General features: G+C 70.9%; 18 protein-coding genes and 2 pseudogenes. 12 read left to right on the top strand and 8 right to left on the bottom strand.

Annotated features, from left to right (window positions below; translation table 11 throughout):
- Positions 1-49 precede the first annotated feature (49 nt).
- From ACZ5C2_RS24200 to ACZ5C2_RS24180, 5 genes are all read right to left on the bottom strand, one after another.
- Positions 50-1,675 (bottom strand): FAD-dependent monooxygenase, encoded by a 1,626-nt coding sequence (locus ACZ5C2_RS24200; RefSeq protein ID WP_468794518.1) that lies wholly within the window; start codon positions 1,673-1,675, stop codon positions 50-52.
- A 294-nt stretch (positions 1,676-1,969) separates the two neighbouring features.
- Positions 1,970-2,872 (bottom strand): amino acid ABC transporter permease, encoded by a 903-nt coding sequence (locus ACZ5C2_RS24195; RefSeq protein ID WP_468794515.1) that lies wholly within the window; start codon positions 2,870-2,872, stop codon positions 1,970-1,972.
- Positions 2,869-3,546 carry an amino acid ABC transporter permease gene (locus tag ACZ5C2_RS24190; protein ID WP_468794512.1) on the bottom strand — a complete coding sequence of 226 codons (678 nt, stop codon included), beginning with the start codon at positions 3,544-3,546 and terminating at the stop codon, positions 2,869-2,871. Before ACZ5C2_RS24190 ends, ACZ5C2_RS24195 begins: the two co-directional genes overlap by 4 nt.
- 132 nt (positions 3,547-3,678) lie before the next feature.
- Complete coding sequence (locus tag ACZ5C2_RS24185; protein ID WP_468794509.1) at positions 3,679-4,524, bottom strand: glutamate ABC transporter substrate-binding protein; 846 nt, start codon at positions 4,522-4,524, stop codon at positions 3,679-3,681.
- A gap of 81 nt (positions 4,525-4,605) precedes the next feature.
- Positions 4,606-5,382 (bottom strand): amino acid ABC transporter ATP-binding protein, encoded by a 777-nt coding sequence (locus ACZ5C2_RS24180; RefSeq protein ID WP_468794506.1) that lies wholly within the window; start codon positions 5,380-5,382, stop codon positions 4,606-4,608.
- Positions 5,383-5,667: 285 nt separating this feature from the next.
- On the opposite strand from ACZ5C2_RS24180, the gene ACZ5C2_RS24175 reads away from it, so the two are divergent.
- On the top strand, positions 5,668-6,354 hold the full coding sequence (locus ACZ5C2_RS24175; protein WP_468794503.1) for a response regulator transcription factor: 687 nt from the start codon (positions 5,668-5,670) through the stop codon (positions 6,352-6,354).
- A gap of 9 nt (positions 6,355-6,363) precedes the next feature.
- Complete coding sequence (locus ACZ5C2_RS24170) at positions 6,364-7,797, top strand: sensor histidine kinase (RefSeq protein WP_468794500.1); 1,434 nt, start codon at positions 6,364-6,366, stop codon at positions 7,795-7,797.
- Here the strand turns inward: ACZ5C2_RS24170 and ACZ5C2_RS24165 are convergent.
- Positions 7,776-8,771: a TAXI family TRAP transporter solute-binding subunit gene (locus ACZ5C2_RS24165; protein ID WP_468794497.1), complete on the bottom strand. Its 996-nt coding sequence runs from the start codon at positions 8,769-8,771 to the stop codon at positions 7,776-7,778. The genes ACZ5C2_RS24170 and ACZ5C2_RS24165 overlap by 22 nt on opposite strands.
- 84 nt (positions 8,772-8,855) lie before the next feature.
- Between ACZ5C2_RS24165 and ACZ5C2_RS24160 the strand changes: the two genes are divergently transcribed.
- The 4 genes from ACZ5C2_RS24160 to ACZ5C2_RS24145 all read left to right on the top strand — a co-directional run bounded on the left by ACZ5C2_RS24160 (position 8,856) and on the right by ACZ5C2_RS24145 (position 12,305).
- Entirely contained in the window at positions 8,856-9,263 is a 408-nt protein-coding gene (locus tag ACZ5C2_RS24160; RefSeq protein ID WP_468794494.1) for a pyrophosphohydrolase domain-containing protein, read from the top strand.
- Positions 9,264-9,377: 114 nt separating this feature from the next.
- Positions 9,378-9,932: a DUF7010 family protein gene (locus ACZ5C2_RS24155; RefSeq protein ID WP_468794491.1), complete on the top strand. Its 555-nt coding sequence runs from the start codon at positions 9,378-9,380 to the stop codon at positions 9,930-9,932.
- Positions 9,933-9,982: 50 nt separating this feature from the next.
- Entirely contained in the window at positions 9,983-11,500 is a 1,518-nt protein-coding gene (miaB, locus tag ACZ5C2_RS24150; protein WP_468794488.1) for a tRNA (N6-isopentenyl adenosine(37)-C2)-methylthiotransferase MiaB, read from the top strand.
- 91 nt (positions 11,501-11,591) lie between these two features.
- Positions 11,592-12,305, top strand: a complete 714-nt coding sequence (locus ACZ5C2_RS24145) for a class III extradiol dioxygenase subunit B-like domain-containing protein (protein ID WP_468794485.1) — start codon at positions 11,592-11,594, stop codon at positions 12,303-12,305.
- Between the two features lie 154 nt (positions 12,306-12,459).
- Here ACZ5C2_RS24145 and ACZ5C2_RS24140 read toward each other — a convergent pair whose 3' ends face one another.
- Positions 12,460-12,732 carry an antitoxin gene (locus tag ACZ5C2_RS24140; protein WP_468794482.1) on the bottom strand — a complete coding sequence of 91 codons (273 nt, stop codon included), beginning with the start codon at positions 12,730-12,732 and terminating at the stop codon, positions 12,460-12,462.
- Positions 12,733-12,756: 24 nt separating this feature from the next.
- The gene (locus tag ACZ5C2_RS24135) at positions 12,757-13,044 is read right to left on the bottom strand and encodes a hypothetical protein (RefSeq protein ID WP_468794479.1); all 288 of its coding nucleotides are present in this window, start codon (positions 13,042-13,044) and stop codon (positions 12,757-12,759) included.
- A gap of 181 nt (positions 13,045-13,225) precedes the next feature.
- On the opposite strand from ACZ5C2_RS24135, the gene miaA reads away from it, so the two are divergent.
- The 6 genes and pseudogenes from miaA (at position 13,226) to hflX (ending at position 21,163) form a co-directional block, all read left to right on the top strand.
- The gene (gene miaA / locus ACZ5C2_RS24130) at positions 13,226-14,164 is read left to right on the top strand and encodes a tRNA (adenosine(37)-N6)-dimethylallyltransferase MiaA (protein ID WP_468794476.1); all 939 of its coding nucleotides are present in this window, start codon (positions 13,226-13,228) and stop codon (positions 14,162-14,164) included.
- 108 nt (positions 14,165-14,272) lie between these two features.
- Complete coding sequence (locus ACZ5C2_RS24125) at positions 14,273-14,773, top strand: hypothetical protein (protein ID WP_468794601.1); 501 nt, start codon at positions 14,273-14,275, stop codon at positions 14,771-14,773.
- A gap of 68 nt (positions 14,774-14,841) precedes the next feature.
- Positions 14,842-15,570 (top strand): annotated as a pseudogene (locus tag ACZ5C2_RS24120) (diaminopimelate epimerase).
- 299 nt (positions 15,571-15,869) lie between these two features.
- On the top strand, positions 15,870-18,038 hold the full coding sequence (locus ACZ5C2_RS24115) for a RelA/SpoT family protein (RefSeq protein ID WP_468794473.1): 2,169 nt from the start codon (positions 15,870-15,872) through the stop codon (positions 18,036-18,038).
- Between the two features lie 97 nt (positions 18,039-18,135).
- Positions 18,136-19,511: pseudogene (locus ACZ5C2_RS24110) on the top strand (M1 family aminopeptidase).
- Between the two features lie 158 nt (positions 19,512-19,669).
- Entirely contained in the window at positions 19,670-21,163 is a 1,494-nt protein-coding gene (gene hflX, locus ACZ5C2_RS24105; protein ID WP_468794471.1) for a GTPase HflX, read from the top strand.
- The last annotated feature ends 114 nt before the right edge of the window (positions 21,164-21,277 follow it).

Genomic DNA, 21,277 nt, shown 5'->3' with positions numbered 1-21,277 from the left:
CCGTGGCGCCCACGGTCGGCGCACCGCGGCGATGCGCCGCCCGGGAACCTCAGCGCGACGCCGCCCCGGCGTCCTCCGTGGCGTCCGTCTCCGTCTCCGCTTCCGCCGCGCCGGGCCCGCCGAGCACCGCCTCGGCCGCCGTGTACAGATCCGCCGGGCGGACCCCGCTCAGGGCCGTCACCAGGTGGCCGTCGGGGCGTACCAGCAGCACGGTGTGTGCCGCCGCCCCCGGGTAGCTCTCGGCGACCAGCAGCTCGGCCCGGTGCGGCAGTGCCGAGACGGCCGCCGCCAGCCGGGGCATGATCCCGGCGGACATCCAGTGACGGCGCTCCCACACGCCCGTACCGGGCGCGATCAGCACCACCAGCAGCGAGCCCCGGCCGAGCCGGTCCCGCAGCCGGACGAAGGTGCCGTCCTCCGCCGTGACCCGCACATCGGTCACCGCGGCCCCGAGCGCCGTCCCGACCGGCGCCTCACCCTCGAGCCGGCCGGGCGTGAGCGGTGAGTTCGCATACGTCCCCGGAGCGCCCAGTGCACCCCGCCCCAGGTGACCGTCCGCCAGCAGCGTGTCGTGCCCCCGCGCGGAGCCGGTAACGTAGGAACGCAGTCCTCCGCCGCCCCGCAGCAGCGGCAGCACCTGGTCGGCCGCGCGCAGCCGGGCGGCAACGATCGCGCGGCGCTCGGTCTGGTAGCTGTCGAGCAGCGCCTCGTGCGGACCCTGGTGCCAGGCCAGCGCCAGCTTCCAGGCGAGGTTGTCCGCGTCGCGGAGCCCTTCGTCCAGCCCGTGCGTGCCCAGGGTGCCGAGCAGGTGGGCCGCGTCCCCGGCGAGGAACACCCGGCCGGCCCGCCAGCGCCGGGCCAGCCGGTGGTGCACGGTGTGGACCCCGGTGTCCAGCAGCTCGTAGGGCGGGGTGGGACCCCCGCCCCAGCCGGCCAGGGTCTCCCGGACCCGGGCCAGCAGCAGTTCGGGGGTGACCAGGTCCTTGCCCGGCGGAAGCAGCCAGTCCAGACGCCACACCCCGTCCGGCAGCGGCCGCGCGGTGATCTCCGCGGCGGAGGGACCGGACGTACGCCACGGCGGCATCCGGTGCAGCAGTGCCTCGTCGTACCAGGGAAGTTCGGTGCGCAGGGCGGCCACGGCGTGACGCTCCACCGCGGTGCGGCCCGGGAAGCGGATGTCCTGGAGCTTGCGCACGGTCGAGCGCGGCCCGTCGCAGCCGACCAGGTAGCTGCCGCGCCACCAGGTGCCTGCCGAGCCGCGGGTGCGGGCGGTGACCCCCGAGGGTTCCTGCTCCATGGTGTCCAGCCGACTGTCCACGGCGATCCTGACGAGCCGCTCGTCGGCCAGAGCCGTGCGCAGGGCATCCGTCAGGACGTGCTGGGTGATGTGCAGGGGAGCGGGATCGGCGTCACCGAAGGCGATCTCGCACATCACCTGCTTGCGCCGCACCGACCGCCATCCGGCCCAACGGACGCCGGCGTGCGCGAGCGGTACGCCGGTCAGCCGCTCGAGGAGCGCGGCGGTGTCCTCGCGCAGGACGACGGTGCGCGCCGGACGGGGTTCGTCCTTGCCCGGCCCTTCGTCGAGGACCACGCACGGCACCTCCTGACGTGCCAGCGCCAGGGCGAGCGTGAGCCCGACGGGCCCCGCTCCGACGATGATCACCGGGTCCACGACGCGGCGCCCCCTGCCCGAAGTGACGTCCGAGGGGACGCGGAGGAACAGGAAGGTGGAGCAGGGTGCACGATCACAGAACGTATGCAACCTATTGCCGGTGCTTGCGTCAAGTGACCGAAGGCAGGTGGCGATCATGCAGCGGGGCAGGTGTCCGTCACATCACTTGACTGCTCATCACATGAGTCCGGGGTGCATCGCCCTTCGGCACCACCCGTGTCGGCCGGTCACTCGACATGACTGTGGCCCGCCGGGTAGCGGCGGGCCACAGTCATGTCGTACGTCAGGCGTGCGTCACTGGTCCGCACCGGTTCCGCGGGTACCCCCCACCTCGGCCGCGTTCAGATCGTCGACCTGGTCCGCGCCGAGCACCGCGCCGGTGCTCCGCTTGCTGCGGCGCAGCCATCCCTCGAGCCAGGAGGCGAACGAGGTCAGGATGAAGTTGAGGACGATGAAGATGAGCGCCACCACGATGAAGCTGGGGATGACGTTGGCGTAGTTGGCCGCCAGCGTGCCGCGCGAGTTGAGCAGCTCGGTGAAGCCGAGCATCACGCCACCCAGCGCGGTGTCCTTCACGATGACGACCAGCTGGCTGACGATCGCCGGCAGCATCACCGTGACCGCCTGGGGCAGCAGGATGCTGCCCATCGTCTGGCTCTTGCGCAGACCGATCGCCTGGGCCGCCTCGCTCTGGCCCTTGGGCAGGGCGAGAATGCCGGCCCGCACCACCTCGGCGAGGACCGATGCGTTGTAGAGCACCAGACCGGTGACGACCGCGTACAACGGCCGGTCCTCGCTGCTGACGCCCGTGGACCGGGCGAAGAACTCGTTGGCGAACAGCATCAGCAGCAGCACCGGGATGGCGCGGAAGAACTCGACCACCGCACCGGCCGGGCCGCGCACCCATCGGTGATCGGACATGCGTGCGATGCCGAGAACCGCACCCAGCGGGAGGGCGATGACCATGGAAAGCGCCGCCGCCTTGAGGGTGTCGGCGAGGCCGGGCAGCAGGTAGGTCGTCCACGCGTCGGAGGTGGTGAAGGGCTTCCACAGGGACCACTCCAGCTGGCCCTTGTCGTCCAGCACCTGCCAGACCCACCACAGCAGCAGGGCGAGCAGGACGACGAAGACGACCGAGAAGATCACATTGCGGCGCTTGGCCTTCGGGCCGGGAGCGTCGTAGAGAAGAGATGTCATCGCTTCACCGCCAGGCGCTTGCTCAGCCAGTTGAGGAACAGGCCGGTGGGCAGGGTCAGTACCACGAACCCGAAGGCGAAGACCGCGCCGATGAGCAGCGTCTGTGCCTCGTTCTCGATCATTTCCTTCATCAGGAGCGCGGCCTCCGCCACTCCGATGGTGGCCGCCACGGTCGTGTTCTTCGTCAGTGCGATCAGCACGTTGGCCAGGGGCCCGATCACCGAGCGGAACGCCTGCGGCAGGACGACGAGCCTCAGCACCTGGCTGAAACTCAGCCCGAGGGCCCGCGCCGCCTCGGCCTGCCCGATGGGGACCGTGTTGATGCCGGAGCGGATCGCCTCGCACACGAAGGCGGCGGTGTAGGCGACGAGGCCGAGCACGGCCAGTCGGAAGTACATGGTGTCGAAGTCGTCCCGCGCGCCCATCGTCATGCCGAAGATGTCGGCGAGGCCGAGCGACGTGAAGACGATGATGACGGTCAGGGGAATGTTCCGGACGATGTTCACGTAGGCGGTGCCGAAACCGCGCATCAGCGGCACGGGGCTGACCCGCATGGCCGCCAGCAGGGTGCCCCAGATCAGGGATCCGATGGCCGAGAAGACGGTGAGCTGCACCGTGACCCAGAAAGCGCCCAGCAGGGACGGGTCGTCATAGTTTGAAAGAAAGTCGAACACGATCTCCCGCGCTTCCGGGTGTGTGACGTACGTGGCGGACGTGGCGCGCCGCCGCCGGAGAGGTGAGGGGCGGCGGCACGTCTGCGGATCCCCGCGTCGGCCGCGGGGATCCTGCGTCGGCGGAGTCCCGCGTTACTGGACGATCTGTCCGATCTTCGGGGCCGGCTCGTTCTTGTAGTTGGCCGGGCCGAAGTTCTTCTCGACGGCCTTCTGCCACGAACCGTCGCTGACCATCTTCTCCAGCGCGTCGTTGACCTTGTTCACGGTCTCGGTGTCGCCCTTCTTGACGCCGACGCCGTAGTTCTCGTTGCTCAGCTTCAGGCCGGCGAGCTTGAACTTGCCCTTGTACTGGTCCTGCGCGGCGTAGCCGGCGAGGATCGAGTCGTCGGTGGTCAGCGCGTCCACCTGCCCGTTCTGCAGGGCGGACAGGCACTCCGAGTAGCCACCGCGCTCACTCAGCTGGGCCTTCGGCGCGAAGTCCTTCTTCACGTTCTGCGCCGAGGTCGAGCCGGTCACCGAGCAGAGCTTCTTGTCGTTCAGGTCCGTGGCCTCGCTGATGTCCGAGTCGGACTTGACGAGGAGGTCCTGGTGGGCCAGCAGGTACGGGCCGGCGAAGTCGACCTTCTGCTTGCGCTCGTCGGTGATCGAGTACGTCGCCGCGATGAGCTTCACGTCCCCGCGCGAGAGGGCGTTCTCGCGGTCGGCGCTCTTCGTCTCGACCCACTCGATCTGGTTCGGCTCGTAGCCGAGCTCCTTGGCGACATAGGTCGCCACGTCCACGTCGAAGCCGGAGAAGGCGCCACCGGGCTCCTTCAGCCCGAGACCCGGCTGGTCGTACTTGATGCCGATCTTGATCTTCTCGCCACCGCCCGAGGAGGACGAACCGCTGTCATTGCCGTCGTCGCCCCCACAGGCGGTGGCGGTCAGGGCGAGGGCGAACACGGCGGCCGAGGCGGCGGTGACCTTGCGGAGCTTCATGGTGCACATCCTTTTGACTGGTGAAGTGATGCGGCCCGGTGCGGTCCGGTGACGCACGTCGTCAGGGCGCGAGGCGCGCCGTCAGTGGTGAAGGATCTTCGACAGGAAGTCCTTGGCGCGGTCGCTGCGCGGGTTGCTGAAGAACTGATCCGGCGAAGCCTGTTCGACGATGCGACCGTCGGCCATGAACACCACGCGATTTGCAGCCGAACGGGCGAATCCCATCTCGTGGGTGACGACGATCATGGTCATGCCGTCGCGGGCGAGCTGCTGCATGACTTCCAGCACCTCGTTGATCATCTCGGGGTCGAGAGCCGACGTCGGCTCGTCGAAGAGCATGACCTTGGGTTCCATCGCCAGGGCCCGCGCGATGGCCACACGCTGCTGCTGGCCACCGGAGAGCTGCGCCGGATACTTCTCGGCCTGCGCGCCCACGCCGACCCGGTCGAGCAGGGCACGGGCCCGCTCCTCGGCCGCCTTCTTGTCCTTCTTGCGGACCTTGACCTGGCCCAGCGTCACGTTCTCGAGCACGGTCTTGTGCGCGAAGAGGTTGAAGGACTGGAAGACCATGCCCACGTCAGCGCGCAGCCGGGCGAGCTCCTTGCCCTCGTCGGGCAGGGATTTGCCGTCGATGGTGATCGAGCCGGAGTCGATCGTCTCCAGTCGGTTGATGGTGCGGCACAGGGTGGACTTGCCGGACCCGGAGGGTCCGATGACGATGACGACTTCGCCACGGGCGATCGCCAGGTCGATGTCCTGGAGTACGTGCAACGCGCCGAAGTGCTTGTTGACGCTCTTCAGGACGACCAGATCGCCGGTCGCGGCCACATCTTCCTTGGCCACCGATACTTCGGTCATCGCTCTCAGGCTCCGTCCTCCTCGGTTTCGGAGGACAGTAGTAATCCTCCAGACCTGCGTCATTACATCTGAGGGGAATCTGAGCATCACGATCCGATAGCAATCGGACACCTGTCGTAGCACTTGTGAGCAGGGCTCATGTCGGCCGGGTAACGGTACGAAAGCGCAACCGGAACCCTCTTGACGCCGTCCTCATCCATCGGCGTGACTGCACAGTGCACGCGCGCGGGCACGCGTTCTTGTACACAGAGAGATCGTACGGCCGATGAACCGAAGGGGGCCCTGGTGAGACTGCTTCTTGTCGAGGACGACAACCACGTGGCCGCCGCCCTGTCAGCGGTGCTGGCGCGGCACGGTTTCGACGTCACCCATGCGCGCAGCGGTGAGGAGGCCCTCCAGGCGCTCGTCCCCGAGGGCAACGGCTTCGGCGTGGTCCTGCTCGACCTGGGTCTGCCCGACCAGGACGGCTACGAGGTCTGCGGCAAGATCCGTAAACGCACCGGCACGCCGGTGATCATGGTCACCGCGCGGTCCGACGTCAGATCCCGCATCCACGGCCTCAACCTCGGGGCCGACGACTACGTGGTCAAGCCGTACGACACGGGCGAGCTGCTCGCGCGGATCCACGCCGTCAGCCGGCGCAGCGTCCACGAGGAGGCCACGGGCAGCACGGAGACCGAGCTGCGCCTCGGCCCGGTCCGTATCGAGCTGCCGACCCGTCAGGTCAGCGTGAACGGCTCGGTGGTCCAGCTGACCCGCAAGGAGTTCGATCTGCTCGCCCTGCTCGCCCAGCGGCCGGGGGTCGTCTTCCGCCGGGAACAGATCATCAGCGAGGTGTGGCGCACCAGCTGGGAAGGGACCGGGCGCACCCTCGAGGTGCATGTCGCCTCCCTGCGCGCCAAACTGCGCATGCCCGCCCTCATCGAGACCGTACGCGGCGTCGGCTACCGGCTCGTCGCCCCCGCGGCCTAGCGGGGCCGGGTGCACACGCGTCTGCTTCCGCTGCTGATCGTCCTGATGGCGGCCGTGCTGCTCGCCCTCGGCGTTCCGCTGGCCGTCAGCCTGGCCGGCGCTCACCAGCAGAAGGTCGTCGTGGACCGGATCGACGACACGGCGCGTTTCGCCGCCCTCGCCCAGTTCGTCACCGAGCCCGCCGACCCGGCCGCCGGGGACATCAACGAGCGCCGGGAGACGCTCAGCAGCGAGCTCCGCAGCTACCACAGGGTCTACGGCATCCGCGCGGGCGTCTTCTACCGCAACGACTCGCCCATGGCGCACGCCCCGGCCGACTGGTTCCTGCCCCGCACGGGCGAGGTGCGTGACGCCTTCGAGGAGGCGCTGCTCAGCCGCCGCAGCCACGACCCCGAACAGGTGTGGCCCTGGCAGCGGCGCAGTCTCGTGGTGGCCTCGCCGGTCATCCGGGACGGCGACGTCGTCGCGGTGGTGGTCACCGACTCGCCCACCGGACAGATGCGCTCCCGCATCCTGCAGGGCTGGCTGGTCATCGCCGCGGGAGAGGCGGCCGCGATGCTGCTGGCCGTCGGCGCGGCCCTGCGGCTGACCGGCTGGGTGCTCAGGCCCGTACGAATTTTGGACGCCACCACCCACGACATCGCCACGGGGCGCCTGAAGTCCAGGGTCGCGGCGGCCGGCGGACCGCCGGAGCTCAGACGGCTCGCCCGGTCGTTCAACGAGATGGCGGACAACGTCGAGAGCGTGCTGGAGCAGCAGCGTGCCTTCGTCGCCGATGCCTCCCACCAACTGCGCAACCCCCTCTCGGCGCTGCTGCTGCGCATCGAACTCCTCGCCCTGGAACTGCCCGAGGGCAACGCGGAGATCGCCTCCGTCCAGGCCGAGGGCAAGCGCCTGGCACAGGTCCTGGACGATCTGCTCGACCTGGCGCTCGCCGAGCACAGCGAGGCCGACCTCCAGATCACCGATATCGGCGCCCTGACCGCCGAGCGCGTCGCGGCCTGGTCGCCCACCGCCGATGCCAAAGGCGTCCGTCTGACCGGCACCTGCCCGCCGACCACCGCCTGGGCCGACCCCGTCGCGCTGTCCAGCGCGCTGGACGCGGTCATCGACAACGCGGTGAAGTTCACGCCCGAGGGCGAGACCGTCGAGGTGACCGTCTCCTCCAACGGCGGCACCTCCACCGTGGTCGTCACCGACAACGGCCCGGGACTGACCGACGAGGAGCTGACCCGTGTCGGCGACCGCTTCTGGCGCAGCGGCCGGCACCAGAACGTCAAGGGGTCGGGTCTCGGCCTGTCCATCTCCCGGGCCCTGCTCGCGGCGGGCGGCGGCTCCATCGCGTACGAACCCCACGAGCCGCACGGACTGCGGGTGACCGTGACGGTGCCGAGGAACGCTCCCTCGGGCGAGCCGACGGCTCAGGGCTTGACGGACCGGTAGTAACGGCGGGCGCCGTCGTGCAGTCGCAGCGGATCGGTGTAGATCGCGGTGCGTACGTCGACCAGCTGGGCGGAGTGGACGTGCGCCCCGATGTTGTCCCTGCTCCTGAGCACGATGCGGGTCAGCCACTCGGTGAGCCGGGGGTCCACGTCCGACCGGGTGACCAGGAGGTTGGACACGGCCATCGTCGGGACGGCCGAGCCCAGCTGGCTGCCCGGATACGCCGACTCGGGCATGTTGGTGGCGCGGTAGTAGCGCGTGGCGCCGCCCTTCTTGTGCAGCTTCGCGACCAGGTCGGCCTCGATCGGCACGAACCGCAGCGCGCCCTGCTCGGTGAACGTCCTCAGACCGTCCGTGGGCAGCCCACCCGACCAGAAGAAGGCGTCCAGACCGTGGCCCAGCCGCTCCGGCCCGGCGTCGATGCCGTCGGAGGAGGGCCTGATGTCCGTCTCCGGGTCGATGCCGGCCGCCCTGAGCACCCGGTTGGCGATGAGCCGGACTCCCGACTTGGGCGGTCCTATGGCGACCCGCTTGCCCCGCAGATCCCCGACGCTGCGGATACCCGAGTCGGAGGCGACGGCGAGCTGCACGTAGTCGTCGTACAGACGAGCGACGCCACGCAGCCGACCGGCGCCCGGCCGGTCGTCCAGTTTGTACGTCTCCACGGCGTCGGCGGCGGCGATCGCGAAGTCGGCCTGCCCGGTCGCCACGCGGCGCACGTTCTCCTGCGAGCCGTCACTCGTCTCCAGCCGGACCTCGAGGTCGGGCATGTGCGTGCCGAGCGACGTGCGCAGCAGCTCACCGTACTTCTGGTAGACGCCCGCGCGGGTGCCCGTGCTCAGTGTGATCGTTCCGCCGGGCGGCTCCTCGTGCCAGGGTGCCAGCCACCACAGCAGCAGGCCGAGCGCCACGAAGGCGGCGGCCGTGCCCCGCAGGGCCCGCCGCCTGCCTATCCGGGACAGCGCGTGGGACATGCGCGTGATCCTGCCAGCCCGGGTGCCCGCTGACCAGGGCGGAGCTCACAGGAGGGTGTCAGGGGCGGCCGCTACAGTCGCGGCATGAGTGCTTCGCCCGCAGACCTGGTCCGCGACTTCCACCGAGCCTTCGGGCTCGACGCCCGCGACACACCGTCCGAGGTCTCGCCGGAACTCGCCGCCCACCGCGGGGAACTGCTCGCGGAGGAGGCCGAGGAGGTCGCCGAGGTGTCGGTCACGGGCCCGCTCGACCGGCTCGCGCACGAACTGGCCGACGTCGTCTACATCGCGTACGGCACGGCGCTGGTCCACGGGATCGACCTCGATGCCGTGATCGCGGAGATCCACCGCTCCAACATGTCCAAGCTCGGCCCCGACGGCGAGGTCAGCCGCCGCCCCGACGGCAAGGTCCTCAAGGGCGACCACTACGAGGCCCCGGACGTCTCCGCGGTACTGCGCCGGCAGGGCTGGTCGCCGCGCGGGGAGGCCTGAACGAGCCGCCCGCCGAGCGCGTGTGCCGCACGTCGTATCGCCGGCACCGGCGACGGAATGATCGCAGTACTCTCCACCCCATGACGCCGGCACGGCCTGTCCCGTCCGCCGCAGATGCCGAGTGCCTCGTGCCCACCCGCCCTGCGGCTGCGGCGCAGGGGAACCCTCGTACTCGCCGTGTTCGCCATGCTCTGGGCGTTCACGGGGGACACCGGAACGGGTTCGGCGACGGACGTCGTACCCCTGACCGTGGAGGTGGCGGCCGTCCTCGTCACAGCGCTGACGGTCTACCTGGGGCACGTGAGAGCGCCGCCCCCTCGCCCCCGGACGGTGAGTCTGCCGGCCAACTGGGCGCGTGGCGTGGGCATCGTCAACGGGGCCGAGGTGCTCGCCGTGATCGCCGTGTTCGCCGCGACCATCGGCTCCGGCCATCACCGGTTCCTCCCCGCCGCCGTCGCGCTCGTCGTGGGACTGCACTTCTTCCCGCTCGCCCGTCTGTACGACCAGCGGCAGTACTGGTGGACGGGGGCGCTGCTGTCCGCCGTGGCGGCCGTCGGGCTGGTGCTGACCGCGGCCGGTCTGTCCGGCGAGAGCCTGCGCATCGTGGCGGGCCCGGGGTGCGCGCTGGTGCTCTGGGCCACCGCGTACCACCTGGCCCTGCGGGGCTGACGGGCCGCCGCGCGGGAAGGCTGCCCGTGGCACCGCCTACCCTTATGGGCATGAGCAGCATCGACCGGAGCCAGTCAGTGGGCGGCACGCGCACCTATGAAGTACGCACCTACGGGTGCCAGATGAACGTCCACGACTCCGAGCGATTGTCCGGGCTGCTGGAGGACGCGGGCTACGTCCGCGCCCCCGAGGGCTCCGACGGCGACGCCGACGTCGTCGTCTTCAACACCTGCGCCGTGCGCGAGAACGCCGACAACAAGCTGTACGGCAACCTCGGCCACCTCGCCCCGAAGAAGGCGAGCCGGCCAGGGATGCAGATCGCGGTCGGCGGCTGCCTGGCACAGAAGGACCGCGACACCATCGTGAAGCGGGCCCCCTGGGTGGACGTCGTCTTCGGCACGCACAACATCGGCAAGCTGCCCGTCCTGCTGGAGCGCGCCCGCGTCCAGGAGGAGGCCCAGATCGAGATCGCCGAGTCGCTCGAGGCGTTCCCCTCGACGCTGCCGACCCGGCGCGAGAGCGCCTACGCCGCCTGGGTGTCCATCTCCGTCGGCTGCAACAACACCTGCACCTTCTGCATCGTCCCCGCGCTGCGCGGCAAGGAGAAGGACCGTCGCCCCGGCGACATCCTCGCCGAGATCGAGGCCCTGGTCGGTGAGGGGGTCTCCGAGATCACCCTGCTCGGACAGAACGTCAACGCCTACGGCTCCGACATCGGCGACCGCGAGGCGTTCAGTAAGCTGCTGCGGGCCTGCGGGAAGATCGACGGCCTGGAACGCGTCCGCTTCACCTCCCCGCACCCGCGCGACTTCACCGACGACGTCATCGCCGCCATGGCCGAGACGCCCAACGTGATGCCGCAGCTCCACATGCCGCTCCAGTCCGGCTCCGACCCGGTCCTGAAGGCGATGCGCCGCTCCTACCGGCAGGAGCGCTTCCTCGGAATCATCGACAAGGTCCGGGCCTCGATTCCGCACGCGGCGATCAGCACCGACATCATCGTGGGTTTCCCCGGCGAGAGTGAGGAGGACTTCGAGCAGACCCTGCACGTGGTCCGCGAGGCCCGCTTCGCGCAGGCGTTCACCTTCCAGTACTCCAAGCGTCCCGGCACCCCGGCCGCCGAGATGGACGGGCAGATCCCCAAGAAGGTCGTGCAGGAGCGCTACGAGCGGCTCGTCGCCCTCCAGGAGCAGATTTCCTGGGAGGAGAACAAGAAGCAGGTCGGCCGCACGCTGGAGCTGATGGTCGCCGAGGGCGAGGGCCGCAAGGACGGCACCACCCACCGTCTCTCCGGCCGCGCCCCCGACAGCCGCCTGGTGCACTTCACCAAGCCGGATCGGGACGTGCGCCCCGGCGACGTGGTGACCGTCGAGATCACCTACGCCGCACCGCACCACCTCCTCGCCGAGGGCGCCGTGCTGGACGTGCGCCGCACCCGCGCGGGTGACGCCTGGGAGAAGCGGACCACCGAGAAGGCGGCGCAGCCCGCGGGGGTACTGCTCGGCCTGCCCACGGTGGGCGTTCCCGAGCCGCTGCCGGTGGCCACCGAGGGCTGCGCCATCGACTGACACTTGTCGTACGGCCTCGCGGGGCGCGTCCGGCCTACGGGCGTCCCGTGCGGCGGTTAGCGCCGTTCCGGGTCGCAGTACGCTGCTGATCATGCTTGTCGCCGCCGCAGTCTGCCCCTGCCCGCCGCTGCTCGTGCCGGACGTCGCCGCGGGTGCCGCCCCCGAGCTGGACACCGCGCGTGACGCCTGCACGGACGCTCTGGGGGTGCTCGCCGCCGCCCGGCCCGACCTGCTGGTGGTGGTTGGTCCGGTGGACCGTACCGGGCCGGAGAGCTACGCACAGGGCACCGCGGGATCCTTCCGGGGCTTCGGCGTCGACCTGGACGTACGACTCGGGCAGGGTGAGGGAACGGCCGGGCCGGAGCTTCCCTACGGGCTCGCTGTCGGCGCCTGGTTGCTGGGCCGGACCGGGTGGGCGGACGCTCCCGTCGAGGGGCGGGGCGTGGGGGAACCTCTCGAGGCCGAGCGGTGTATCGAAGAGGGAGAGAGCATCGCCGGCCGTGCCGAGCGGGTGGCGATGCTGGTGATGGGGGACGGCAGCGCCTGCCGCACACTGAAGGCGCCGGGCTACCTCGACGAGCGCGCGGCCCCCTTCGACGCGGAGCTCGCGCGCGCCCTGGGAGGCGCCGACACACGAGCCCTGCGTGCGCTGGACGCCGGACTGGCACGCGAGCTGAAGGTGTCCGGCCGGGCGCCCTGGCAGGTGCTCGCCGGCGCGGCGGCGGGCAACACAGGGCTGGAGGGCGCGCTGCTCTACGAGGACGCCCCGTACGGGGTGGGCTATCTCGTGGCCACTTGGTCCTAGGGGACCGGCCGCCGTCCGCAACCGGACCGGCCGCCGTCCGCAACCGGACCGGCCGCCGTCCGTCGGAAGCATGACGCCGTCCGCTCGACGCCGGGCAGCGCCGGTCGGCCGGGAACGCTCGGTGTGCTCCCGGCCGACCGCCGGTGTGTGCCGCTCAGGAAGCGGGCGGAGGCCCGGCCGGTGGCGTGGTGGTGCCGCCCGCCCCCGGGCCGGGTTCGTCCTTGTGCGTGAAGCGGTCCACGGCACCCTTGGCCTTGCCGGTACTTGATTGGATCCGGTCGCTGTACTTGCCCTTGGTCCGCTTGTCGACGGTCTGGGCGGCCTTGTCCAGACCGTGCTGGATCTTGTCCTCGTGCTGCTGCGCGAGGCCGGAGACCTTGTCCTTGGCCGGGCCGAGTTTGGCCTTCAGATTGTCCAGCAGACCCATGATGTACCTTCCCTTGCGGCGACCTTATGTGCGGGCGCCCTCGTCGGCTTCGCTGCCGGCGGCCTCGGAGGACTGCTGCTTCGGGATGTCGACACCCCCGGCGCCGGTGGCCCGGTCGGTCTCCTGCACCGCCGCCTCGGCGGTCTCCGGCGCCCCGGCGGAGCCCTTCTGCTCCGCGGCCCGGGCCGCGTCCTGCGTACCGGTCCGGTTCGCCGTACCGGGTCGGGCCGCCGCCCCGTCGGTCTGAGCCTCGGCGGCCCCCGTCTCCTCCGTGGTCTTCGACCTGCGAAAAAGCCGTGCAAAAACGCCCATATCCACTCCATACATTACTCGTGCGGGCGACATTCCGCGTCGCCCGGTGTGTCCGTTCGTGTGACCGGGCCATCGCCGCCGCGATCCGACGGCAGGAATCTCGCAACGGGCAACGACCCGCCCGGCACTGCGTCACGTAACCCATTCGAGAGCGCGGGGCGAGGTTTGCGAGACTGGATCAGTGAGCAGCGCACCCCTCGCCCCCCGCGTCATCGCCGTCGTCGGCCCCACTGCGGCCGGAAAGTCCGATCTGGGCGTTTTCCTGGCCCATCGGCTCGGCGGTGAAGTCGTCAACGCCGACTCGATGCAGCTCTACCGGGGGATGGACATCGGCACCGCCAAGCTGACGCCCGAGGAACGCGGCGGTGTCCCGCACCATCTCCTGGACATCTGGGACGTCACCGTCACCGCATCCGTCGCCGAGTACCAGCGGCTGGCCCGGGAGCGGATCGACGCACTGCTCGCCGACGGGCGCTGGCCGGTACTGGTCGGCGGTTCCGGCCTCTATGTCCGCGGGGCCGTCGACAACCTGGAGTTCCCGGGCACCGACCCGGAGGTCAGGGCCCGTCTGGAGGAGGAGCTCACACTGCGCGGGCCGGGCGCGCTGCACGCGCGGCTCACCGCGGCGGACGCCGAAGCCGCACGGGTGATCCTGCCGAGCAACGGCCGCCGTATCGTCCGCGCGCTCGAAGTCATCGAGATCACCGGCAGGCCCTTCACGGCCAACCTCCCGGGCCACGACTCGGTCTACGACACACTCCAGATCGGTGTCGACGTGGCCCGCCCCGAACTGGACGAGCGCATCGCCCGTCGGGTCGACCGGATGTGGGACGCGGGCCTGGTGGACGAAGTGCGCGCACTTCAGGCGCAGGGGTTGCGCGAGGGGCGTACGGCGTCGCGGGCCCTCGGTTACCAGCAGGTGCTCGCGGCGCTCGCCGGAGAGTGCACCCTCGAGGAGGCCCGGTCCGAGACCGTACGTGCCACCAAGCGCTTCGCGCGCCGTCAGGATTCATGGTTCAGGCGCGATCCCCGGGTGTACTGGTTGAGTGGGGCCGCGGCTGACCTCGCGGAACTTCCCCGGCTCGCGTTGTCGTTGGTCGAACGACCGGTTACAGCCTGATCACGTCCTGGCATCGGGACGCCCAGGCCGTCATCCGGGCCTGTGACGCCGTGCCATCATCGAGCTTCGATCGACCAAGTGGATTCCTAGTTGGGAGGGCGCGTGGCGATGGAGGCCGGCCCTCGCGACACCGCACACGGCACCGAACACCTCACCACCGAGCGGGGTGCACCGGAGCAGGAAGACGACCGTCTCAGCCCAGACGGGCCGGAAGAGACGGTCGGCGTGACCGACGACGGCCCCGAGCCGGACGAGATGTTCGCGGGCGGCGACGAGGTCGAGGTGGAGCTGCGCCCGCAGCGCCGGCTGCGCATGTGGCAGCTCGCGCCCATCGTCGGGCTGGCCGCCGTCGGTTCCCTGATGTTCGCCTTCCCGCTCGCCTTCGACTTCGGCGACAGCGGCGCCGTCATCGCCATGCTGGGGCTGCTGATCTGCTCCTGCTCGGCGGGGTGGGGCATGATGGCCGCCCGCAGGGTGGGCCATACCTGGCCGGGCCTGCCGGCCCGGGGTTCCGGACGCAGACCCGACTGGCGGGTCGTGACCGCCTACGCCGTGATGGTCGCCGCCGTGGTGGCCCTGGCGGTCTGGCGGGTCGCCCGGCTCCGCTGACTCGCCTCGTGCGGTGGCCGGCCGGCAACGACGCGCTGTCACCGTCACCCCTTACGATCGATCGAGGAATGAGCACGCGGATCGCCTTCCTCAAGGGAACGGCACGGAGAACGACTTCGTGATCGTCCCGGACCCCGAGAACGCCATCGATCTCCCTCGGCCGCTGTCGCCGCTCTGTGCGACCGCCGCGCGGGCATCGGCGGCGACGGGCTGCTGCGCGTGGTGCGGTCCGCGGTCCACCCCGAGGCCCTGGACATGGCGGCCGAGGCCGGGTGGTTCATGGACTACCGCAACGGTGACGGCTCGATCGCGGAGATGTGTGGCAACGGAGTGCGTGTGTCCGCGCGCTACCTCCAGCGCGCCGGACATGTGTCCGCGGGAGACATCGAGGTCGACACGCGCGGCGCAGTGAAGACCGTGCACATCGCCAGGGAGGGTGACATCACCGTCGGCATGGGCCGGGCGCTGTTCCCCGAGGGTCAGGTCACCGTGAGCGTCGGCGGGCGCAGCCGGCCCGCGCGGAACGTGAACATGGGCAACCCGCAGGCCGTGGCCTGCGTGGACGACCTCGCACGCGCGGGCGATCCGTCCGCCCCACCGCCGTTCAGTCCGCCGTCCGTAGGGACGGCGCCGACCCGGCCGTCACCGGCACTCCGGCGACGTACACGGTGGATGTGCCCGGCGGCACACTCGTGATCACCGAACGGTCCGACGGCGAGATCGGGATGACCGGGCCCGCCGTGATCGTCGCGGAAGGCGTGATCGAGGCGGAGTGGCTGGAGAACGCCCCTCGCTGAGTGAGGCACCGGCTCGGTATCCCAGCCTCCGGACCGCCCAGGGTTCGTATCCGCCGGACCACGAGGGTCTTCCGGCTTCGAGATCATGGTGACGGTCGCTTCGGTGGCGTGAAAGCGACTGCCGACCGACCTTCGCTCGATGGGGTGATCCGTTTCACGCTCGGCCGGAGGCGGTCAGATGGGCGGGGGCGGGGTCGGTAGCATCAAGCACCGGCCCGGACGGGGGACGAACGCCGTCCCCTGAGCCCGAGTCCGCCCTGGGGCACGCCGTCCGCCGGTCCACGCAGCCGGAGGTGCCCATGAACGCGGAGGCCGTGAACCCCCCGACCCCAGGCTCTGTGACATCTGGTCACGTCACACCCACAGGGTCGCGCAGGAAGGCCCGCCCCCGGCTCGACCTGCGCCGGCTCGGCCGAGCCGCGCTGCTCGGGGGCTCCGCCCGCGACCGGCTTCCCGACGCCATCGGACACGTCGTCGACGCCCACCGTGCTCACCACCCAGAGGCCGATCTCGAACCGCTGCGCCGCGCCTATGTGCTGGCCGAGTCCTCACACCGCGGCCAGACGCGAAAGAGCGGCGAGCCGTACATCACCCATCCGCTGGCCGTGACCCTCATCCTCGCCGAACTCGGCGCCGAGACGACGACGTTGACGGCCTCCCTCCTCCACGACACCGTGGAGGACACGGATGTGACGCTCGACCAGGTACGGGAGCAGTTCGGCGAGGAGGTCCGCTATCTCGTCGACGGCGTGACCAAGTTGGAGAAGGTCGACTACGGCGCCGCCGCCGAACCCGAGACCTTCCGCAAGATGCTCGTCGCGACCGGCAGCGACGTCCGCGTCATGTCGATCAAACTCGCCGACCGGCTGCACAACATGCGCACCCTCGGTGTGATGCGCCCCGAGAAGCAGGAACGCATCGCCAAGGTGACCCGGGACGTACTCATCCCGCTCGCCGAACGCCTCGGTGTCCAGGCGCTCAAGACGGAGCTGGAAGACCTCGTCTTCGCGATCATGCACCCCGACGAGTACGCGCACACGCGCGAGTTGATCGTGCGCAACGCGGCCCGCGCGGACGACCCGCTCGCCGACGTCGCCGACGACGTACGCAAGGTGCTCCGTGAGGCGGACATCACGGCCGAAGTCCTCATCCGCCCGCGCCACTTCGTGTCCGTGCACCGGGTGTCCCGAAAGCGCGCGCCCCTGCGGGGGGCCGACTTCGGCCGACTGCTGGTGCTGGTGAACGAGGACGCCGACTGCTACGGCGTCCTGGGAGAACTCCACACGTGCTTGACGCCGGTCGTCTCGGAGTTCAAGGACTTCATCGCCGTACCGAAGTTCAACCTGTACCAGTCACTGCACACCGCCGTGGCCGGCACGGACGGCCAGGTCGTCGAGGTGCTCATCCGCACCCACCAGATGCACAAGGTCGCCGAGGCCGGAGTCGTCGCCCTCGGCAACCCCTACGCCGCCCCGCCGGAGGAGCAGGCCGCGAACGACGGCGAGCGCGCCGACCCCACCCGGCCCGGCTGGCTCTCCCGACTCCTCGACTGGCAGCGGGCCGCGCCCGACCCCGACACCTTCTGGTCGACCCTGCGCGAGGACCTCGCCCAGGACCGCGAAATCACCGTCTTCCGTCCCGACGGGGGCACCCTGGGGCTGCCCGAGGGGGCGACCTGCGTCGACGCCGCCTATGCGCAGTACGGCGAGGACGCACACGCGTGCATCGGCGCCCGGGTCAACGGCCGGCTGGCGACGCTGAGCACCGTGCTGAAGGACGGCGACACCGTCCAGCTGCTCATGGGTCAGGACGCGGCCTCCGAACCCTCCAGGGAGTGGCTGGACCACGCGCACACGCCGGCGGCGCGGATCGCCATCCAGCGGTGGCTGACCGCCCACCCCGCGCAGGACGACACAGCCGTGGCGGAATCCGCCGTCTCGTCCCGGCCGCTCGCCGACGGCCACGCCCCGCCGAAGCCGCCGGACGCACCGGAGACGACGTCCGGCCGTCCCGCCGCCGCCCAGGTCCTGACCGACCGGGCCGGTGCGACGGTGCGGCTGGCCGGCTGTTGTACGCCCGTACCGCCCGACGACGTGACCGGCTTCGCCGTGCGCGGGGGAGCGGTCACCGTGCACCGCGCGGAATGCGCCGCGGTGGCGCGGATGAAGAGCGCGGGGCGTGCGGAGGTCGGCGTGCGCTGGGGGGAGGGCGCCGAGTGCCGGGTCACGCTGGTGGCGGAATCGTTCGTCCGTCCACATCTGCTCGCTGACCTCACCGAGGCCATGGCCCTCGAGGGTGCCGAGATCATCTCCGCGACCGTCGAACCGCCGGACCGGCAGCAGGTACGGCACACCTACACCGTGCAGCTGCCGGACGCCGCCCGCCTTCCCTCCCTGATGCGCGCGATGCGTGATGTCGCCGGTGTGTACGACGTGGGCCGGGCCCAGCCGCACACCCCTGGTGCCTGACGGAAGCACATGGCGTCCGGGCGGTGGGATGACCCGATTGGGTGGGCCGGAAGTGCGCCGTCGCCGTCGCGCACGTACGCGCTGATAGCCGTGGGGCATGCCGCTCACCCCGCACCACCACGCCGCCCGCCGTCGGAGGGCAGCCACGCTGTTCATCCCCGCCGTCTGCGTCTGCGTCTGTGTCTGCGTCTGCCTGCTCGGCGCGAGCGCCCCCGCCGTCCCGCTCGGCATCGGCGACCGTCTCTTCCCCCACCTGGGCAACCCCGGCTACGACGTGCTGTCGTACGACCTCGCGCTCAGCCATCCCGGCAGCAACGACCAGCAGCTCCAGGCCGTCACCACGATCGACGCCCGCGTCACCGCCGACCTGGACCGGATCAACCTCGACTTCGCCCACGGCACGGTCCGGTCGGTCGAGGTCGACGGCCGCTCCGCCGCCTTCACCGGTGCCGGCGAGGACCTGGTGATCACCCCCGAGGACGGTCTCGACGAGGGTGAGGTGTCGCGCGTCACCGTCCGGCACACCAGCGACCCCGTGGCCGGGGACCATGAGGGCGGCTGGGTACGCACCGCGGGCGGCCTCGCCGAGGCCAACCAGGCCGACGCCGCCCACCTCGTCTTCCCCTGCAACGACCACCCGTCCGACAAGGCGATGTTCACCTTCCGGATCACCGCGCCCGACGGCCGCACCGCCGTCGCCAGCGGCCTGCCCACGGGCACCGACCGCACGCGCGGGGGCTCGCGAAGACCCCGGGCCAGATCTCCCGGGCGGAGGAGAAGGCCGGACGCCACCCGTTCGCCACCTACGGCGTGCTCCGACGCGTCCACCGGCTTCGCGCTCGAGACCCGGACACTCTCCCTCTTCGAGCGCGAGATGTTCACCCGTCCGGCCCTCCCCGCCTGGTACGTCGAGTCGATCATGGTGCACGAACTGGCCCACCAGTGGTTCGGCAACAGCGTCAGTCCCCGCACCTGGTCCGACCTGTGGCTCAACGAGGGACACGCCACCTGGTACGAGGCGCTGTACGCGCACGAGACGGGCGGCAGATCCCTGGAGGCCCGGACGAAGGACGCCTACCAGGCGTCCGACGGTCGGCTCGCGGCGGGGGGACCGCCCGCCGCCCCCAAGCCCCCGGAGCCAGGCCGGAAGATCGGCATCTTCCGGCCGGACGTCTACGACGGCGGCGCCCTCGTGCTGTACGCCCTGCGGGAGGAGATCGGCCGTACGGCCTTCGAGCGCCTGGAACGCGCGTGGGTCACCCGCCACCGCGACGGCACGGCGGCGACGTCCGACTTCGTCCGGCTGGCCTCCGAGACCGCCGGGCGCGCCCTGACCGGCTTCCTGCACCCCCGGCTGGCACCACGACCCCGCCGATGCCCGGCCCCCCGGAATGGAGGACGCGGGCCCGGGACCTGACGCCCGCCCGGCGGCCGGTACCGCCCGCGCACCGTCCGGGCACGAGCCGGGAATAACACGATGACGAGACGGGCCGTACCGTGCGACCATCGTCGTGTTCGCACCACACGGGGCGCGGGAATCTCCCGGGCCATCCGGACGTTGTGCACAGAGACGGAGGGTCCCCGGACCGGCTCCGTCGCCCCGGACAGCAACTCGACGACGTAAGGACCCAATGACCTCCTCTTCTTCCCCTTCCCAGGACACCAAGCGCTTCGCGCCCACCCATCCCGAAGGTCTTCGGGCCGATGCCCTGATGGAGGAGGACGTCGCCTGGAGCCTCGAGGTCGACGGAGAGCGGGACGGCGACCAGTTCGACCGCTCCGAGCGTGCGGCCCTGCGCCGTGTCGCCGGCCTCTCCACCGAGCTCGAGGACGTCACCGAGGTCGAGTACCGGCAGCTCCGCCTGGAGCGCGTCGTGCTCGTCGGGGTGTGGACCTCGGGGACCGCGCAGGACGCGGAGAACTCCCTGGCGGAGCTCGCCGCCCTCGCGGAGACGGCGGGCGCCCTCGTCCTCGACGGCGTGATCCAGCGCCGCGACAAGCCCGACGCCGCGACCTACATCGGCTCCGGCAAGGCCGAGGAGCTGCGCGACGTCGTGCTCGACACGGGTGCGGACACCGTCATCTGCGATGGTGAACTCAGCCCCGGCCAGCTGATCCACCTCGAGGACGTCGTCAAGGTCAAGGTCATCGACCGTACGGCCCTGATCCTCGACATCTTCGCCCAGCACGCCAAGTCCCGAGAGGGCAAGGCGCAGGTCGCGCTCGCGCAGATGCAGTACATGCTGCCGCGGCTGCGCGGCTGGGGTCAGTCGCTGTCCCGTCAGATGGGCGGCGGCAAGGGCGGCGGCCTCGCCACCCGCGGTCCCGGTGAGACCAAGATCGAAACGGACCGGCGCCGGATCCGCGAGAAGATGGCGAAGATGCGCCGTGAGATCGCGGAGATGAAGACCGGCCGTGAGATCAAGCGTCAGGAGCGCAGGCGCAACAAGGTGCCGTCCGTGGCCATCGCGGGCTACACCAACGCGGGCAAGTCCTCGCTGCTCAACCGCCTCACGGGCGCGGGCGTACTGGTCGAGAACGCGCTGTTCGCGACCCTCGACCCGACCGTGCGCCGGGCCGAGACCCCGAGCGGCCGGCTGTACACGCTCGCCGACACCGTCGGCTTCGTCCGGCATCTGCCGCACCACCTGGTCGAGGCGTTCCGCTCCACGATGGAGGAGGTCGGTGACGCCGACCTGATCGTGCACGTGGTGGACGGTTCGCACCCGGTCCCCGAGGAGCAGCTGGCCGCCGTGCGCGAGGTGATCAGGGACGTCGGCGCCACCGACGTACCCGAGATCGTCGTGATCAACAAGGCCGACGCGGCCGACCCGCTGACGCTCCAGCGGCTGCTGCGGGTGGAGAAGAACTCCATCGCGGTCTCGGCCCGCACCGGCCAGGGCATCGAGGAGCTGCTCGCGCTCATCGACAACGAGCTGCCCCGTCCGTCCGTGGAGATCGAGGCACTCGTGCCCTACACCCACGGCAGGCTGGTCGCCCGCGCCCATGACGAGGGTGAGGTCCTCTCCGAGGAGCACACCCCGGAGGGCACCCTGCTCAAGGTGCGGGTGCACGAGGAACTGGCGGCGGAACTCACGCCGTACGTTCCCACGCCGGCCGGCTGATCCCGCTCAGGACAGAGCCGAGGGGGGGGGGGGGGGGGGGGGGGGGGGGGGGGGGGGGGGGGGGGGGGGGGGGGGGGGGGGAGGGGGGGGCGGGGGGGGGGGGGGGGGTTGCGT

It is taken from the genome of Streptomyces sp. NPDC031365 (genome assembly GCF_055569765.1).
The sequence above is the reverse complement of the archived record's forward strand: the minus strand, read 5'-3'. Positions and strand labels throughout refer to the sequence as shown.

Excerpts from the sequence above, each read along its gene's own strand:
- ACZ5C2_RS24155 (WP_468794491.1), top strand. The coding sequence starts at position 9,378 with ATGCCGAGTGCCTCGTGCCCACCCGCCCTGCGGCTGCGGCGCAGGGGA.
- ACZ5C2_RS24145 (WP_468794485.1), top strand. The coding sequence starts at position 11,592 with ATGCTTGTCGCCGCCGCAGTCTGCCCCTGCCCGCCGCTGCTCGTGCCG.
- ACZ5C2_RS24125 (WP_468794601.1), top strand. The coding sequence starts at position 14,273 with ATGGAGGCCGGCCCTCGCGACACCGCACACGGCACCGAACACCTCACC.
- ACZ5C2_RS24165 (WP_468794497.1), bottom strand. The coding sequence starts at position 8,771 with ATGTCCCACGCGCTGTCCCGGATAGGCAGGCGGCGGGCCCTGCGGGGC.
- ACZ5C2_RS24115 (WP_468794473.1), top strand. The coding sequence starts at position 15,870 with ATGAACGCGGAGGCCGTGAACCCCCCGACCCCAGGCTCTGTGACATCT.
- ACZ5C2_RS24160 (WP_468794494.1), top strand. The coding sequence starts at position 8,856 with ATGAGTGCTTCGCCCGCAGACCTGGTCCGCGACTTCCACCGAGCCTTC.
- ACZ5C2_RS24180 (WP_468794506.1), bottom strand. The coding sequence starts at position 5,382 with ATGACCGAAGTATCGGTGGCCAAGGAAGATGTGGCCGCGACCGGCGAT.
- miaB (WP_468794488.1), top strand. The coding sequence starts at position 9,983 with ATGAGCAGCATCGACCGGAGCCAGTCAGTGGGCGGCACGCGCACCTAT.
- ACZ5C2_RS24185 (WP_468794509.1), bottom strand. The coding sequence starts at position 4,524 with ATGAAGCTCCGCAAGGTCACCGCCGCCTCGGCCGCCGTGTTCGCCCTC.
- hflX (WP_468794471.1), top strand. The coding sequence starts at position 19,670 with ATGACCTCCTCTTCTTCCCCTTCCCAGGACACCAAGCGCTTCGCGCCC.
- ACZ5C2_RS24135 (WP_468794479.1), bottom strand. The coding sequence starts at position 13,044 with ATGGGCGTTTTTGCACGGCTTTTTCGCAGGTCGAAGACCACGGAGGAG.
- ACZ5C2_RS24140 (WP_468794482.1), bottom strand. The coding sequence starts at position 12,732 with ATGGGTCTGCTGGACAATCTGAAGGCCAAACTCGGCCCGGCCAAGGAC.
- ACZ5C2_RS24195 (WP_468794515.1), bottom strand. The coding sequence starts at position 2,872 with ATGACATCTCTTCTCTACGACGCTCCCGGCCCGAAGGCCAAGCGCCGC.